We start from the raw sequence: 14,151 nt of genomic DNA on the forward strand, positions 1-14,151 counted from the left end.
TCACCTCCATCCTACGGAAGCCTTTCGGGAGGGCGAACCAAGGACGTTCAAGTAGGCCCGAGCACGGCTGAAGCCGACATATGCATTTCGGTCGGGCGGCTCGGGCGTATCCCCGTCAAGGGCGAGGACCACGGCAAGGGCCTCCAGGCCCTTGAATCGGCCTATAGTTTCGGCCACCACTCCGGAGCCACCGTAGGGGCAAAATCCAGAGTCGGCGACGGCCATCTCCCTGAGCCTTCCCACGAGGCTCGCAGTCTCGCACAAAACGACGATGTCGCGCTTTTCGAACCCTTCTGCGAGCAGCTTTTCGACGATACGCTGCACGAGACGAGGCGCATCCGGCACCCTGGTTAGGTCCGACCATTTGGCCGGTGGTCCATCGATACATAAGTCGTCGACATCAAAGCCGGCGATTACCGCCACGCGTTCCGATATAGGTCGTGCGTTTCGACAATTGGTGGTGAGATCGAGTCTGAAACGTTGCGCATCCGGCACCCAGTCCCGGTCCCAAAGGCGCTGATGTTCATCAGCGAATACATAAAAGGGCGCGTCGGGACCGGCACTACAAAGCGCCTCCAGTACCTCGATCCAACTCCCGGCAAAGTCCTGCCCCTCATCGACCACGATGGCGTCGAAGGTCAGACCATTCCTCTCCATGGCTTCAAGAAGTACCAATGGCGCGTCGCCTGTCCACCAGTTCGAATCCGGCATTCTCGGTATCGGCACTCCTGACGATTTAGCGGCTGTCATGCAAAGGGAGTGAAAGGTCGCGGTTCTTATGTCGTGGAGCGAGGGATCGGCAGCCAGTCGGCGTGCCAGCAGTTCGTTGAAACACGTCAGCAGGACGCTATTGCCTTCGTCTCTGAGCTGACGCGCTTTTTCGCAAGCCAATACCGTCTTCCCGGTGCCGGCGCCTCCGAACACGACCGCTCTGGGGGTCCTTCGGGTCATCGCGAAGGCCCGAACCTGACCTTGGGTCAATTGCAGGAGTCCGGCGTCGGCGTCGTGAGCGGCATCGGCCAACGTCCGTCTGACTGTAACGGTCGGAGCGAGCGCGTCGACGATTCTGGTCGTGTCGGCCGCGGACAAGCTCGCCTTCTGTTGCCAATGGTCGAGAACGCGTGCGAGGGAGATGTGAACATCCGACAGTCCTCGACCGTCGATGACGATTTCGGTCGGTGCGGCGGGCCCGAGTTCGAGCGAGTAGGTGATGTCGGGAAACACGACGGCGTGGCAAGTCGGGACATATAGGCCCAAACGGCCTCTCAGCCACTTGTGCAGGTTCACTTTCGACGTGGTCGCCTGCTCGAAAGGGTTTTTGATATCGTTCACTCGACCATGACGGTCTTCGGAAACCCAGCGGCCATTCCGGAGATCGACACCGCCGCCCTTCACCTCCAATACTACGATGCCAAAGGATCGATGGAGGAGCACGAAATCAGCCTCTCCATCGGCAAGCCGGTTGCCTCGCGGGCCGAGCCACGCCACGGAATGTATGATGTGCCAGTCGTCCGAAAGCGCCTTTAGTGCGGCGTGGACCTTCAATTCGGACTGAGGATCGTAACCGGCGACTGGATATGAGATAGTGATAGCCATGGAAATCAATTCTATAAGCGCTGGCGACGAGTCCAAGAAGACATCAGTTTCAAAGAACTACTATTAAGTTGAGGCTGCGGGTCGTGGAGCGGTTGGCCAAACGAAAATCGATCGGAGGTCGGTCTGCGGCTGCCGCGACGTTCGGGCAGGACGACGGGATCGGCGAATCTCAGGAGGGATTCATGGTGATCGATCGCTTCACACCGTTTGAGAGAGACTGATCTTGGAAGTAGACCCGATCAGGAGTCGCATCATGCGTGCCGTCCGGCAGAAGAATACCGGACCGGAAATGACCGTGCGGCGCCTCCTGCATGCATCTGGTTATCGCTTTCGCGTCCAGCGCCGTGACCTGCCGGGCTCGCCGGACATCGTGCTGCCGAAGCACAACTTGGCCATCTTCGTGCATGGCTGCTTTTGGCACCGGCATCCGGGTTGCAAGAAGGCGACGACGCCCAGGACGCGAGCCGAGTTCTGGGCGGCGAAGTTCGAGCGAAACGTCATGCGTGATAGCGAAAACGAAGCGGCGCTCCGAGTGATGGGTTGGCGGGTACTCACCATTTGGGAATGTGAGGCCAGGTCGACCGACACGCTCGTGGCAAAGTTGATGTCGGCACTGCCGCCGACGAGCGCGAGCGAACTCACGGTCCTTCGGGACATCGGCGATGATGAAGCTAATGCGGCGCCTGGTCATCGATAGCAGCATGCTGCAGTCGGAGGATCTCAGGCTGTTTCTCAATGCATCAGCCGCGAATTTTGCCGTTCTACCGGACTTCGTTTGGTTCGAGCTGTACAAGCAGGAATCGATCGAAGCGATTGTGGCTGGGATGTCCGTCATCGGTGACTTCCCGGAACAGGTCATCGTCTTGAAACCGGGAAAGGAAATCGTGGAAATCGATCCTCGAACCCCGAATATGACCTCCTCAATGCAGCGCTCCGACGTGGCGCATCAGATTCGAGGAATGGTCGCCATTTTGGACGGGCCGGACCGAGACGAGCCCGGGGTTCGCGCTCAGTTAGAACGACTTTGGTCCGGCGCTGTAAATGCGCTTTCCGGAATGCTCGAAGGTGCCCACGACATATTGGTTTCGTTGCCGGAGATGGCCGAGCAAATGTTTACGCCTCAGCACCTTCGCATCATCAGGAGGAATACGCGATACACGCCGGAGATGTTCTCGTCGATCTTCGGAGCCGCTGATCAGATATGGGAGACGCTATCGGGGGGTGACCAGGATTCCACCTGCCCGGCGCCCGAAGAACTCAGAACGCAAGCCTATCTCTACCGCTACTCGCTTGCGATCGTCATTTACCTGCTCTGGTGGGTCAAGAACGGGAATCAAACTCCGAAACGGCTCGACCGCGCAAGAAACGATCTCATCGATTTGAGCTTCGCAGTATATGGTACATATTACGAGGGCTTGATGACCGCCGACAAGAAACTGGATTGGACGCATCAAAACCTTTCACTTGCTCTCAACGCCATCGGTGCAGAGGTGCCGGCAATTCGCTATTGGCGGCCATCATCGTAAGCTTTCGCGTTGGAAACTCATCGGACGATCTTTGCATAAAAAGAATTTAGCAAATTAGAATACGGCGACGCGCGAGGTTGCGACGACAAATTCAGTGTACGATGGAAACAGTAGATGACTCAGTAGCTTCTCACCTCTAGTCTGATGTGATGCAAACGAGCCCTGGACAGATGAAGAGAACGATTTGATCGTCGCGGATTACTTCGCAATGCTCGCTGACGACGTCGCCGGCCGGTCCTATAGCAAGGCCGAATGTAACCGACGACTACAAGAGCGGATCGACCGCTCCCGAAAGTCGATCGAGTTCAAGCACCAGAACATCAGTGCAGTGCTCAAGGGGCTTGGCGAGGATTGGATTCCTGGCTACCGGCCGGCCTTCCACTTCCAGACGTCTCTGATCGATGCAGTAGTGCGTTGGCTGGCGCAGAATCCGGGTTGGTTTGCCAGAAGGCCCTCCGCACGCGAAGACTCCGGGCTACGCGAGACATCACCGCTCTGGGTCGGGCCGCCACCCACGCTTTCGAATTCAGCCGCCGCCGCAGGAACTGGAGCAGACGCTACACATTGCCCGAAAGTTCGATGTCGCGGGTAGGGACGAGCGCAATCGCGCGCTCGGTCGAGCGGGAGAAGAACGTGTCTTGGCTCATGAACATGCCTCGCTGACCAACGCGGGCCGAAACGATCTAGCACGCAAGATACGATGGGTGTCGCAGGAAGATGGAGACGGTGCGGGTTACGACATCGCAAGCTTCTCGGCAGACGGGCGGTCTCGATTGATCGAGGTCAAGACGACGAACGGTTGGGAACGCACACCCTTTCACGTCACGCGCAACGAACTGGCGGTTGCCGAGGAGAAGCGCGCCGAATGGTGCTTGTTCCGGCTCTAGAACTTCTCGCGCGAGCCGAAGGCGTTCGAGCTATATCCGCCATTGGATGCTCACGTCTCACTGACGGCGATGACGTTTCAGGCGAGCTTCGTTTGAGTCTATTGCCGGCTCCTGCAGATAACTGCCGAGCGCATCGTGATGCACTTGAATATCCGAGCCGGAGGAACTCGCCACCACCTTTGCCACCCCCTCCATCCATCCCTCTTCGCACCGATAAGCATCGGAACTCTGACGGCCGCCGCGTGATCAAATCAGCCCCGCACTTGCCACTGTAGAGCCCGACCCGGGTTTGCACCGGGTGGGCGTTCTCGCTCTCGACCGGAGGTCGAGATTGAATGGAGGCGATCGTGGCCAAACCGCTCATCACCGAAGATCAACTAGCCGGCAGGGGCGCCGGGGCACTCGCAGCTTTACGGCCGAATACATACACGGCAAATTAGAACGCTGGGAGGGGGCGATGAATACGAAGAACTATATCAATCTACAAGCCACCGAGTTTGACGGCTATATCTACCGCGTGATGCCGCTCGGGCGGTTTTACGAACTGTTCGCAAACAAGCAGAACGTGCTGGTCCGGCCCTCGAAATGGGATGACCCGTTCGAGAATTTCATCCTGAACGCCCCCGCGCGGCTTGCTGATGGCACGATCGCGAAGTTCGCATTCAACAACGACTTCTACGGGCAATGCTGGACGCGGCAGACCAGCTCCGATGCTATCTGGCGTATCTATTCGCCCGACAAGACCGGCGTGCGGGTGCGCACCACGATCCGCAACCTCCTCACCGGATTGCAGGCCCCGCTTGGCGACTGGGCGCATAAGCAAGCTTTCATCGGCAAGGTCCAGTACATGGGCGACAGGAAGCTGGTGGAATTCGGCAACAAGGTGTTCCGCGGTGGCCTGCACGTCCGCGCGCTGGCCGAAACGCTACTGGTCAAGCGCAACGCCTTCATCCACGAGCGTGAGGTACGGCTTCTCTATCTGGAGAAGAATAAGGGAAAGCAGGACATCTATGCCTACTCGGTCGATCCGCACGCACTGATCGACCAAATTATGATCGACCCGCGCCTGCCGCTCTCTGACGTGAACAAGGTGAAGGACGAGATCCGCAGGCGCACCGGCTTCAAGGGGCGGATTATGAGGTCACTGCTCTACGCACCGCCGAAGGACATGATTTTCCCGATCGGGTAACAAGCTGAACCTTTGAAAGTTGCTGCTTTGTTCTCACCGAGAATCCGGATAGTCTGGCAACCGGGGGAGATTCAGAAAAATGAGCTCCATGATGATTGGCTAACGCAATGAACGACCAGCCTGAACCGATACGTCTTGAAGATTACAGCCTGGATGAAGTTGTCAGGCTACTGACGGCGGGCGTGCCGGTTCACCGTGCGAATGAAGATGCCTTCCGGCTCGATACAGACGACAAGCGTAAAGCGTTTGCGTTCTATGGGCGCAATCGCGATCTGTGGCCGCGGAATCGCACCGTTCAGGCAAAGGAAGTCGAAGGGCTCCTTACGGCGCTCGAAGCGGAGCTGCCGGCCGCGACGGCCAGGACCTCGCGTTCGGCGGGCGCCCGGCCGATCTGGCATCTGGAACGTGTTGAGGCGCATCGGTTCGGCGGACTCCACCGCCACCTGGGTCCGAACGGCGAAGACCCGGATGACTTCGTTCTCGATATCAATAGGGAAATTACGCTTGTCAGCGGGTTCAACGGTGCCGGTAAGACCGCATTGTTGAGCGCGGTGATCTGGTGCCTGACGGGCAAGGCGCTGCGGTCGCAGCATATGCCGCATGAGGTGCACGAACCCATGGCGGTCGAATGGACCGCGGACAGCGAAGCAATTGGCGAGGGTGATAACCGGCCTGAAATAGCCATTCCGCCGATTGTTCCTATCCCTTCTGCCGAAAATCTTGAAAAGCTCGCCGATCAGCCGAAGCTCGATACCTGGGTAAGGTTGACGTTTAAACGCGAAGACACGGCTGAAATCCGCAGCGTGACGCGAAGGGTGCAAGTGTCGGGCAAGAAGCTGACGGCTCCCGTAGAAGGGCTGGACGCGCTCGGTATCCCGGCGCTGGCGCTTGAGGTAGGCACGTTGATGCCAGGCGTTGCTGCACATATGCGCTTCGATGAGAAGACCGACTTCACGCAGGCCGTTTCGCAGCTAACCGGACTAAAGCCGCTTGAAGAGCTCGGGCACCGTTCAACGCGGCTCGTCGGACGCCTGCGGAATGCCGAGAAACGCACGACGGAAGAGGCCCGCGATCAGAAGACAAGCGATTTTGCGAGCCGTCTTCAAACGCTTGTCGAGAACTGGGAGGAACGTTCCGATCTTGGAACGCCGCCCAGGATTCTGATGCCGGGGGAGGAAGAAGGAGAAGGCGAGAACAAGGCGGGCTGCGCCTCCTCCATCGCTGCCGCGCGCAAAGCTTTGCAGGAACTGCAGAGCGAAATGATGTCCACGATGGAAACCATCCTGGGCCGCCGTGTGGAACTGACCTCAAAGCAGGATGCCGACGCCATGACCGGCGCCCTTGATGCGGCTGCCGAACGTTTGAAGGGTGGCGCTTTGCGGGAGCTGCCCTCGATTGGAACGATCCTCTCCCTTTCAGAAATCTCCGAAGAAGAGGCATCTGACGCGCTAAAGGCGGTGGAGGATATTCTCGCGCGAGCGCGAGCGCTTGCGACCCGGCTGGAGGATGAGCGTCAGGCGACACGCTGGCGCCTGTATGCGCGCGTGGCCGACTGGCATAAGAACGCTCACCCTGACAGTGATGTGGTGAACTGCCCGGTTTGCGGAACGGACCTTGACGAGGTTCCTCCCGACGCGTTGCTTGATATGTCGGTGAAGGCGGCGCTGGAGAAGTGCCGCGAAGCTGACAGCGATATCGCGAAGACCGCCTCGGAATGGGAACGTGACGAGGCGGCCTCCTTGCTGCACGCTCTGCCCGAAAGCCTGCGGGGTTTCGCTGACAAGGCATTGCCGGATACCCTGCTGGCCATTGTTCGCAAGGGCTATGTTGACGAGCTACTTGCACACAGGGCTTTCTCCGGCCGCCTGGAGCCGCTTCAGAGGAATGCTCAGGCGGTCTGGGAGATAGCGGCAAGGGAGAACCCGTTGCCGGATGCGCCGCAGCCGGCGAACAGCAAACTTCCCGAGCTTTTTGCAGGCAGTACGCTGCAAAAGCGGCTTGCCGCCATCGTCCACGCTTTGATGTTGCGCGCACACCGGGCGGCAGCGGGCGATGTCTTGAAGCAGTTGATGGTGCGCTATGTCGGCGCCCCGCAATCCGCCGAAGACCAAATACCTGCCGAACGGGAACAGGCAAAGCCGCAGGAACGCTCGCTACGCGATCAGATTGAAGCGATCCGGCGCGGCGTTCAAAACGCATCCCCAATCCTTTCGCTCATACGTCAGCTTGATGAGCTCGAGCGGGTGCGACAGGCGTGGGAAGCCGAGGAGAAACGGCTGAAGTTGCTGGAACGGGCGGCGGATGCGGTGGAACCTTTTCTTGAGTTTCCGGCACTGGTCTATGAACGGGTTTCGGGGCTCATCAATACGCTTGATCGCGACACCGGCACCTGGCTGGGCAATATCTACCGGCCGCACTATCGCGGCGGTCCGGATTATGGAGGGTTTGAGCCAGGCGAAGATGGAGGGTTTGGACTTCGCGCCGGGCTGGGCGATATGCGCGTGCCTGCGCATCAGGTGATGAACGCTTCGCTTTTGAGGGCGTGCGTTTGGGCTTTCCTTTTCGGTCTGTGGGAACACGTGCGGACTCAGTCAGGCGGGCTAAGCTGCATTCTGCTCGACGATCCCCAGACTCATTTCGATCCAATTAACAGCGAGAACTTTGCAGCCACAGTGCCGAAGATGCCGTCGCATGGGATGCGGCCGCTGATTGCGTCGAACGATATTCGCTTTGTTGCGTCGGTGCAGGACAAGCTCCCTTCCCGCGCCGAAGATGCGCCGACTTGGACGGCGCTGCGGCTCGACCCTGTGTCGTCATCCAGGCTTACAGCATCGCTCAGCCCCGCTATCGAGGAAATCAGGGAAAGGCGGGATCGCTGGATCGAAGACGAAAACGACTCTGCCAAGGCGCAGGAGTTCGTGAAATGTGTACGGGTCGACATCGAAAACAGGCTGTGGAACCTGCTCGCAACTGACCCCCTGGTCATGCACTCCCCGACCCTTGGCGATCTGCTCGGCCAGCTACGCCACGCAAGGAATGCTGGAGAACGGCCTTTCGAGGAACCGCCGTTTGAAAAGCTGCTCACGCACCAAGCGCTTCGAGACAGCGCGCTTTTTTACAAGATCATCAACAAGGCACATCATCAGCCGTCCATGATCACGCCGCAGGATGCTGCCGACGTGAATGAAGTCTATGAGAGTGTGCACAGCCTCCTGAGGAGTTGCACGGCCTCATACGCGCGCTTTCTCGGACGACTCACTCATGAGGAGCGCGATCTGGTGCAGGCGGATGCACCGTCAGCGCCCGAGGCAATGGTTCTGCCGGACACGCCCCTGCCGATGCTTGGCACCTTGGCCGCGCGCAGCGCCGCTGACATTCTCGCGGTCACCGGCGACCAGGAATATCTGTCCCTTGGCTCGCTCGGCGCCGTTGCCCTGTATGTCATCCGCGGTCCCACGCTGGGTTCGGTTGCACTGGCCGGGCAGGTTGTCATCGTCTCGCTCGATCGCGATGCAACGGAAGGCGAGCCGGTCATTGCGCTTCATGGGAGCAAGATCTATGCGCGCCGGTTTCATAGGGACAAGAAGGACCTTTCACGAACGATCCTTGCCGCGGATCGCTCCGGGACAGAACGTGTGCCGCCGGCCTTGCTCGTCCCCACGGCAGAAACTCGCGTCATGCCGATCGTCGGCGTGCTCTACGATGCGCAAAACCTTCCCGGGCGCGACGAGGCAGTTGCTGCGCGCGCCAGCGACATACTTTCCCGCAAGCTGGCGGTGGCCAGTATCGTTGAGGACAGCGCATATCCTGTCATACGGAATGGGGACACGGTGCTGCTTGAGGCTGTTGATGATCTCACGCCCGCGAAGCTAACGGCGCTGGAAGGGCGAATCGTTGCCGTAACGGCTCGGAGCGGCGGTGAGAGCTACGGGTATCTGAAGCGCCTCGGCCAACGGATCGAAACGGGCGCGCGCATCTTCGAGAATATAGGTCTCAACGGCCAGGCCGTGTGCATCTCGCTGGGTTCCGCCGTTCACAGCGCCGATAACCTGACGCTTGAGCGGCTTTGGCGGGTTCACGGCGTGCTTCGTTCCGGCAGTCACTGACCTCCTCACCGGTAGCGAGCCTGCGAGTTGGCTAGGGCGCACCTGCCGCAGGCGGGCAACTCCCTCATGTTGGCGTGTTTCGAACCGTGAGCCTATCGGCGCGAGACCGCCCTCGCTGTGGATCGCAGTCGACAAGCAACCTGGCCGTGATCAATGCGAAGCGCACTGCGGAGCGTAGCCGAGAAGCTCGCCTTCGAAGGCAGCATGAAACTTGCCTCCAACGTCGTATAGCTTGCAAGCTATTCCGTCAAACCTTCTGTAGTTTGGGATGTCGACTAAGCGGCTGCTCTATCGTTTCGGGCGGTCGGTGCGGCCTCCTCCTTGGCGTCGAGCAAAGTGGCGATCTCTTCACAGGTTCGGGTTACCGCGAGCTTCAGTGCCTCATCGATATGGACGTAGCCCTGTGTAACGCTCTGAGCGGCATGGCCAAGAAGCGCGCGGATAGTCAGCTCCGAGAAGCCCAAATCGCCGGCGACGCTTCCGAATGTGTGGCGCAGCGTGTGGGGCGTCACCCCCTTGATCCCCACGCTGGCGCAGAGCCTGAAGAGGCAGGCCTTAGCCGCCGTGAAATGCCCCTCGCTGATGTCGGATGGGAAGACATAGGGGCTGTTGCCTCGAATTGGCTGGCTGGCGGCAATCTTCGCGGCGGAGGGGCCGATCGCGCGGATCTGCGCGTCTCCCTTGGTGTCGGGGAACGCCACATAACCTGCGTCCGCATGAAGCCAAGGCCGTTGCAGGCCCTGGCCCTCGGAGATGCGGAAACCCGTGAGAGCCAGGAACCGGACGATGGCAAGCGCCACCGGGTTTTCGCCGTTGCGCTCTGCGTGCCGCATCGCTGTGCCCAGCAGCTTAATCTCGGCAACACTCAGGCGGCGCTGCTTCTTCTTGCCGGCCAGCTTTCGCGCTCCGCGGCTGGGATGGCTCTCAAGCTTGTCAAGCCGGGCGGCATGACCAAGGATGCTCTGGAGGGTTCCGACAGCGCGAGACGCAACGCCGGGGCCGCCGGTCGTGACGCCGCCTCGGCCCTTACCTCGAGGCTTTGCCGTCTTGCCAGCCACGATATCGGACTGCATCCCCTCGATGTCGGCCACCTTCAGGGTATGGGCGAGGCGCTTGCCCAACAGCGGCTTGATGTGCGTTTCGATACGGCTCTTGTCCATGGCAAGCGTCGACTTCTTGATCGGGCGGTTGCGGCGGCCGAGGATGCGGCCAGCCCTGGCCTCCGTGAGATACCAATCGCAGAGATCGGAAACCGTGACCTGATGGTGGGGATCGTCATCGGTGTCGGCGGGGTCCTCGCCAGCAGCGACAGCGCCTAGCTTGATCTTGGCTTCGTCGCGTGCGTTCTCGACGGTCATGATGCCGAAACGGCCGATATTGATACGGCGGCTTTTTCCTTCAGCGTTTCGGTATTGGATGATGAAGGTCTTGACTCCGGCCTTGGTCACGCGGACGCCAAAGCCCTTGAGCTCTCCATCCCACAAGAATGCTTGCCCAGTAGCTGGTGCTTCCAGCGCCTCCACGGCCTTCTTCGTCAGCTTGGCCACGTCGCTTCCTCGCTTGATCGTTCTGCTTACACGGCTTAATCATAGCACCCATGTAAGCAATATGTAAGCAGTGCAGGCGGAAATTTAGGTCTATCGTGGCGAGTTGTGGCGAATGGCGGTCAGCCTAACGATATGATTTGTAGCGCATTTTCGCATTTCTGGATATTGTGGCGCAAGAGTTTCTCAATCTTGCCAAGGTTGGGGTCGAGGGTTCGAATCCCTTCGCCCGCTCCAGTTTCTCTCGAACATCAAAGGTTTGTAAGCGCGACCGCTGGTCGCCGCCTTTGTCTTTTGTCGAGAAGACACCAACAAGGCACCACGCGGCCGAACGCGTTTCCCGATAAGGCTCTGCCCCTTCGCCCTTCCCGGCGGCTAACGGCATGCCGACGTGCGCTGAGCCCGCTATTGGCAGAAATCCGGACAGATTTGTCGTTCTTGCCAAGTGGCGGGACGCTAGAATCTCATGCGTTTTTTAGCGTCCCGCCAGCGGAAGCTTGTGGTCCGCGTGCCGACGGTGCAGGCGCCCGCCGCAGCAGGGGCAGAAAAACGGAGAGAGCGATGGTGGAGTCAATGAAAGGCGAGCTCGGGGCTCCCAAGATTGTTGATCGCGCCACGTTTCAGGTCGAAGTGGACGCGTTGCGCGTGCGCGAAAAGGCCCACACGAGAGAAGGCGACGCCATCGCGGCCGCCCGTCGGCGGCTCCCGATGGTGAAGGTTGATGGCACCGTTCCGCTCATTGGCGAAAACGGACCGGTGACGCTGTTGGATGCCTTCGAAGGCCGCCGAATGCTCGTCGCCTACTATTACATGTGGTTCGACGGCCGGCCCGCGCCGGAGCAATGCGAGGGCTGCACCTTCTTCACCACCCAGGTTCGTGAGCTTTCCCATATCCATTCGCGCGACGCTACCTACGCCACGTTCTGCCAGGGCTCTCATGAGGAGAGCGTCCGCTATCGCGCGTTCATGGGTTGGGAGATGCCTTGGTACTCGGTACCGGATGCATCGCTCGGAACACTCCTCGCCGGGCGCCAGCAGGGCTTGATGTACCTCATCTGCTACCTCCGGCAGGGATCGGACATCTTCGAGACCTACTGGACGACCCGTCGCGGTGTCGAGGCGATGGACAACAGTTACCGCCTGCTCGACCTGACTGTTTACGGACGGCAGGAGGATTTTGAAGACTCGCCCGCCGGTTGGCCCCAGTACTGGGGCGAAACCAACCATCCGTTTCGTCGCGACGGCCGGCCGATCTCTCAATGGCGGCGCTTGGAAGCGGGTCATTCCGACGATCTGGGGGCTGACCATCCGGAAGCGAACAGTGACGGACATGGTTGCTGCAGCGGGAGCAGCTGAGACGCGTCCGCACGAACCCTTCAACCCGAAAGCATCGCATTGGAGGCTGGAGGACCATGACATCAGCTAGCGATTGTCGTGTCGCGGTCACGCGCCACCATCGCCAGTGCCATGTCGATCCCGGCGGTCACGCCCGCCGAGGTCCACAGTACGGCCTGACCGGCGGGTTGGTGTTATACGCTTCGAAGCGTTGCGACGACCATGGCGGTGGCCAGCACGCCGTCGAGAACGAAGCAGAACTCCGCCATCGAGCGCACCACAACCTTGTTGTTCACGTGGTGATAGGCGTCCCAACCGGCATGGGCGAACAGTCCCGCGGCGACCAATAGCGCTCCGAGGGCGGGATTGACGAAGAGGGCCAGGACGGCTGATCCGCCAAAGGCAACCATGGCGGTCGCTTGCAGCGGCAGGTCGTGATTAGGGCGTCTCAAGGCCCGAATTACCCCGTAGGCGGCGAAGAAACCGGCGACCATCAGCATGAGCCACGTCGCCTCGAGGGGAACCAGGCCGAGCCTTGCGACGGTGATGACCGCCACCGACAGCAGGAACACCGGCCAGGAGATCCACGGAACTTCGAGCGAGGCCGCCGCCAGGTAGACAAGACCGGAGGCGGCAACGACGGCAGCGAAGTCCGTGCCGTGCTCTGCGCCGCTGAAGAGGTCGATTGCAAGAAAGGTCGCAAAGGCCAGCCCAAGCAATGCGGGCCACCATTGGATAGACCGCCATCCCGTCACCGGTGTGCCAGGCGGCCTGGATGATGACGAGTTGTCCATTGTCACTCCTGATCTGCGGCAACGGTCGATGCTGAAGCGATCGGGCGCTACGGTAGCAACGGTCCTGCCTGTCAGGAATGACAAAGGGATGCCTATTTCTGCCAGGTGCTCGATCCCGCCCACATCCACTCTGTAGGTGCCCGGTCGAGAGGCACAGCGGATGGAGCGCAAGCCCGGAGGGCTGCGGCGCGTGTCCGCAATGCTGGACGCGCTGCAGATGAGATCTCGACGCCTCCGGAAGCGCTGCTTTTGATGAGCTTTGGCATGCGCAGCGTTGGGAACGAGAACCGCCTGGCGAGCCCCATGGCGAGACCCGCCCACGCTTTTCCTTTCCTTTTCGGCTGGCCCTCTTCGAGCCATGCCGGACGCGTGCGGCTTTCGTGGCCATCGCGGTTCTCCGCAACGGGCGCCGGGCTGGCTGGCGACGCCGCCGTCTCGGACCCGCCGTCAGCAGGGGCTCGGCCTGAGGGCCTGATCGACGGCCATCGAAGCCTCGAATGCGGTGCTTGCCGCGTGTCCTTCAACGGCCGCGTAGAAGACGAGACGAAGGTGTCTCTCCTGATCGATGGTGAAAGTGGCATGCTCGAAGGTCACCGGCCCGATGCCGTCGACCAGGAAACTGCGCCGCCCCTCGCAGCGGCCGTGGACATCGTGGCGGGTCCAGAGATCGCGGAACTGCGGAGAAATCCCCTCCAGGGTCTCGACAAGTGACACCATGTCCTCGTCTTCAGGGGCCTGGGCAAGGTCGCGCCGGAAGCTCGCGAGGATCTGCGGCGCCTGCTCCTGCCACTCCAGGATGCGGCCGTGCAGGCGGTCGTCGGCGAAGAGCATCCACAACATGTTGCGCTCGGCCGGGTCTCGCGCCTCGAATTCGAACAGGCGCTCGGCCGCGGCATTCCAGCCGACCACGTCCCAGCGCAGGTTGAGCACATAGGCCGGCCGCCGCGTCAGGTCGTCGAGCAGCCGCCGGGCCAGGGGCGGCAAAATGCACCACGGCCGGCCGGAAAGGACGGGCGGGCGCTGGTGGGCCAGCAGGAAGAGGTGCCGGCGCTCCGTCTCGTCGAGCTTCAGCACGCGTGAGAGTCCGTTTGAGAATGGTGTCAGTGGCTGATCCTGCGCAGCAGCAGGCTTCCCATGGCGACGTGGATCATGGCCTCGGACACGTCGATGCGCT

The 14,151-nt window shown here is 60.5% G+C and carries 10 protein-coding genes; 6 read left to right on the forward strand and 4 right to left on the reverse strand.

The features are described 5' to 3' along the window. Positions 1-1,596 carry an NERD domain-containing protein gene (locus GGR16_RS25580; RefSeq protein ID WP_183318989.1) on the reverse strand — a complete coding sequence of 532 codons (1,596 nt, stop codon included), beginning with the start codon at positions 1,594-1,596 and terminating at the stop codon, positions 1-3. A gap of 253 nt (positions 1,597-1,849) precedes the next feature. On the opposite strand from GGR16_RS25580, the gene GGR16_RS25585 reads away from it, so the two are divergent. The 5 genes from GGR16_RS25585 (at position 1,850) to GGR16_RS25605 (ending at position 9,304) form a co-directional block, all read left to right on the forward strand. Beyond that, positions 1,850-2,293 carry a very short patch repair endonuclease gene (locus tag GGR16_RS25585; RefSeq protein WP_183318991.1) on the forward strand — a complete coding sequence of 148 codons (444 nt, stop codon included), beginning with the start codon at positions 1,850-1,852 and terminating at the stop codon, positions 2,291-2,293. Continuing rightward, a complete protein-coding gene (locus GGR16_RS25590) occupies positions 2,259-3,122 on the forward strand; it encodes a hypothetical protein (RefSeq protein WP_183318994.1) in 864 nt (287 codons plus the stop codon). Before GGR16_RS25585 ends, GGR16_RS25590 begins: the two co-directional genes overlap by 35 nt. 638 nt (positions 3,123-3,760) lie before the next feature. Beyond that, positions 3,761-4,009: a protein NO VEIN domain-containing protein gene (locus GGR16_RS26360; RefSeq protein ID WP_246373328.1), complete on the forward strand. Its 249-nt coding sequence runs from the start codon at positions 3,761-3,763 to the stop codon at positions 4,007-4,009. A gap of 457 nt (positions 4,010-4,466) precedes the next feature. Then, positions 4,467-5,198, forward strand: coding sequence for a DUF2971 domain-containing protein (locus tag GGR16_RS25600; RefSeq protein ID WP_183318996.1), 732 nt, complete (start codon positions 4,467-4,469; stop codon positions 5,196-5,198). 107 nt (positions 5,199-5,305) lie between these two features. Further along, positions 5,306-9,304 carry an ATP-binding protein gene (locus tag GGR16_RS25605; protein ID WP_183318997.1) on the forward strand — a complete coding sequence of 1,333 codons (3,999 nt, stop codon included), beginning with the start codon at positions 5,306-5,308 and terminating at the stop codon, positions 9,302-9,304. A gap of 275 nt (positions 9,305-9,579) precedes the next feature. Here GGR16_RS25605 and GGR16_RS25610 read toward each other — a convergent pair whose 3' ends face one another. Continuing rightward, positions 9,580-10,851, reverse strand: coding sequence for an integrase arm-type DNA-binding domain-containing protein (locus GGR16_RS25610; protein ID WP_183318999.1), 1,272 nt, complete (start codon positions 10,849-10,851; stop codon positions 9,580-9,582). A gap of 570 nt (positions 10,852-11,421) precedes the next feature. Here GGR16_RS25610 and GGR16_RS25615 point away from each other — a divergent pair. Next, complete coding sequence (locus GGR16_RS25615; protein WP_246373329.1) at positions 11,422-12,204, forward strand: DUF899 family protein; 783 nt, start codon at positions 11,422-11,424, stop codon at positions 12,202-12,204. A gap of 173 nt (positions 12,205-12,377) precedes the next feature. Here GGR16_RS25615 and GGR16_RS25620 read toward each other — a convergent pair whose 3' ends face one another. Both GGR16_RS25620 and GGR16_RS25625 read right to left on the reverse strand, forming a co-directional pair. Further along, the gene (locus tag GGR16_RS25620; RefSeq protein WP_246373330.1) at positions 12,378-12,977 is read right to left on the reverse strand and encodes a hypothetical protein; all 600 of its coding nucleotides are present in this window, start codon (positions 12,975-12,977) and stop codon (positions 12,378-12,380) included. 447 nt (positions 12,978-13,424) lie between these two features. After that, the coding region (locus tag GGR16_RS25625; RefSeq protein ID WP_246373331.1) for an MmyB family transcriptional regulator at positions 13,425-14,151 on the reverse strand (727 nt) is incomplete at its 5' end.

The sequence above is a fragment of the Chelatococcus caeni genome (assembly GCF_014196925.1).
In the GTDB taxonomy this organism is placed as follows: Bacteria; Pseudomonadota; Alphaproteobacteria; order Rhizobiales; family Beijerinckiaceae; genus Chelatococcus_A; species Chelatococcus_A caeni.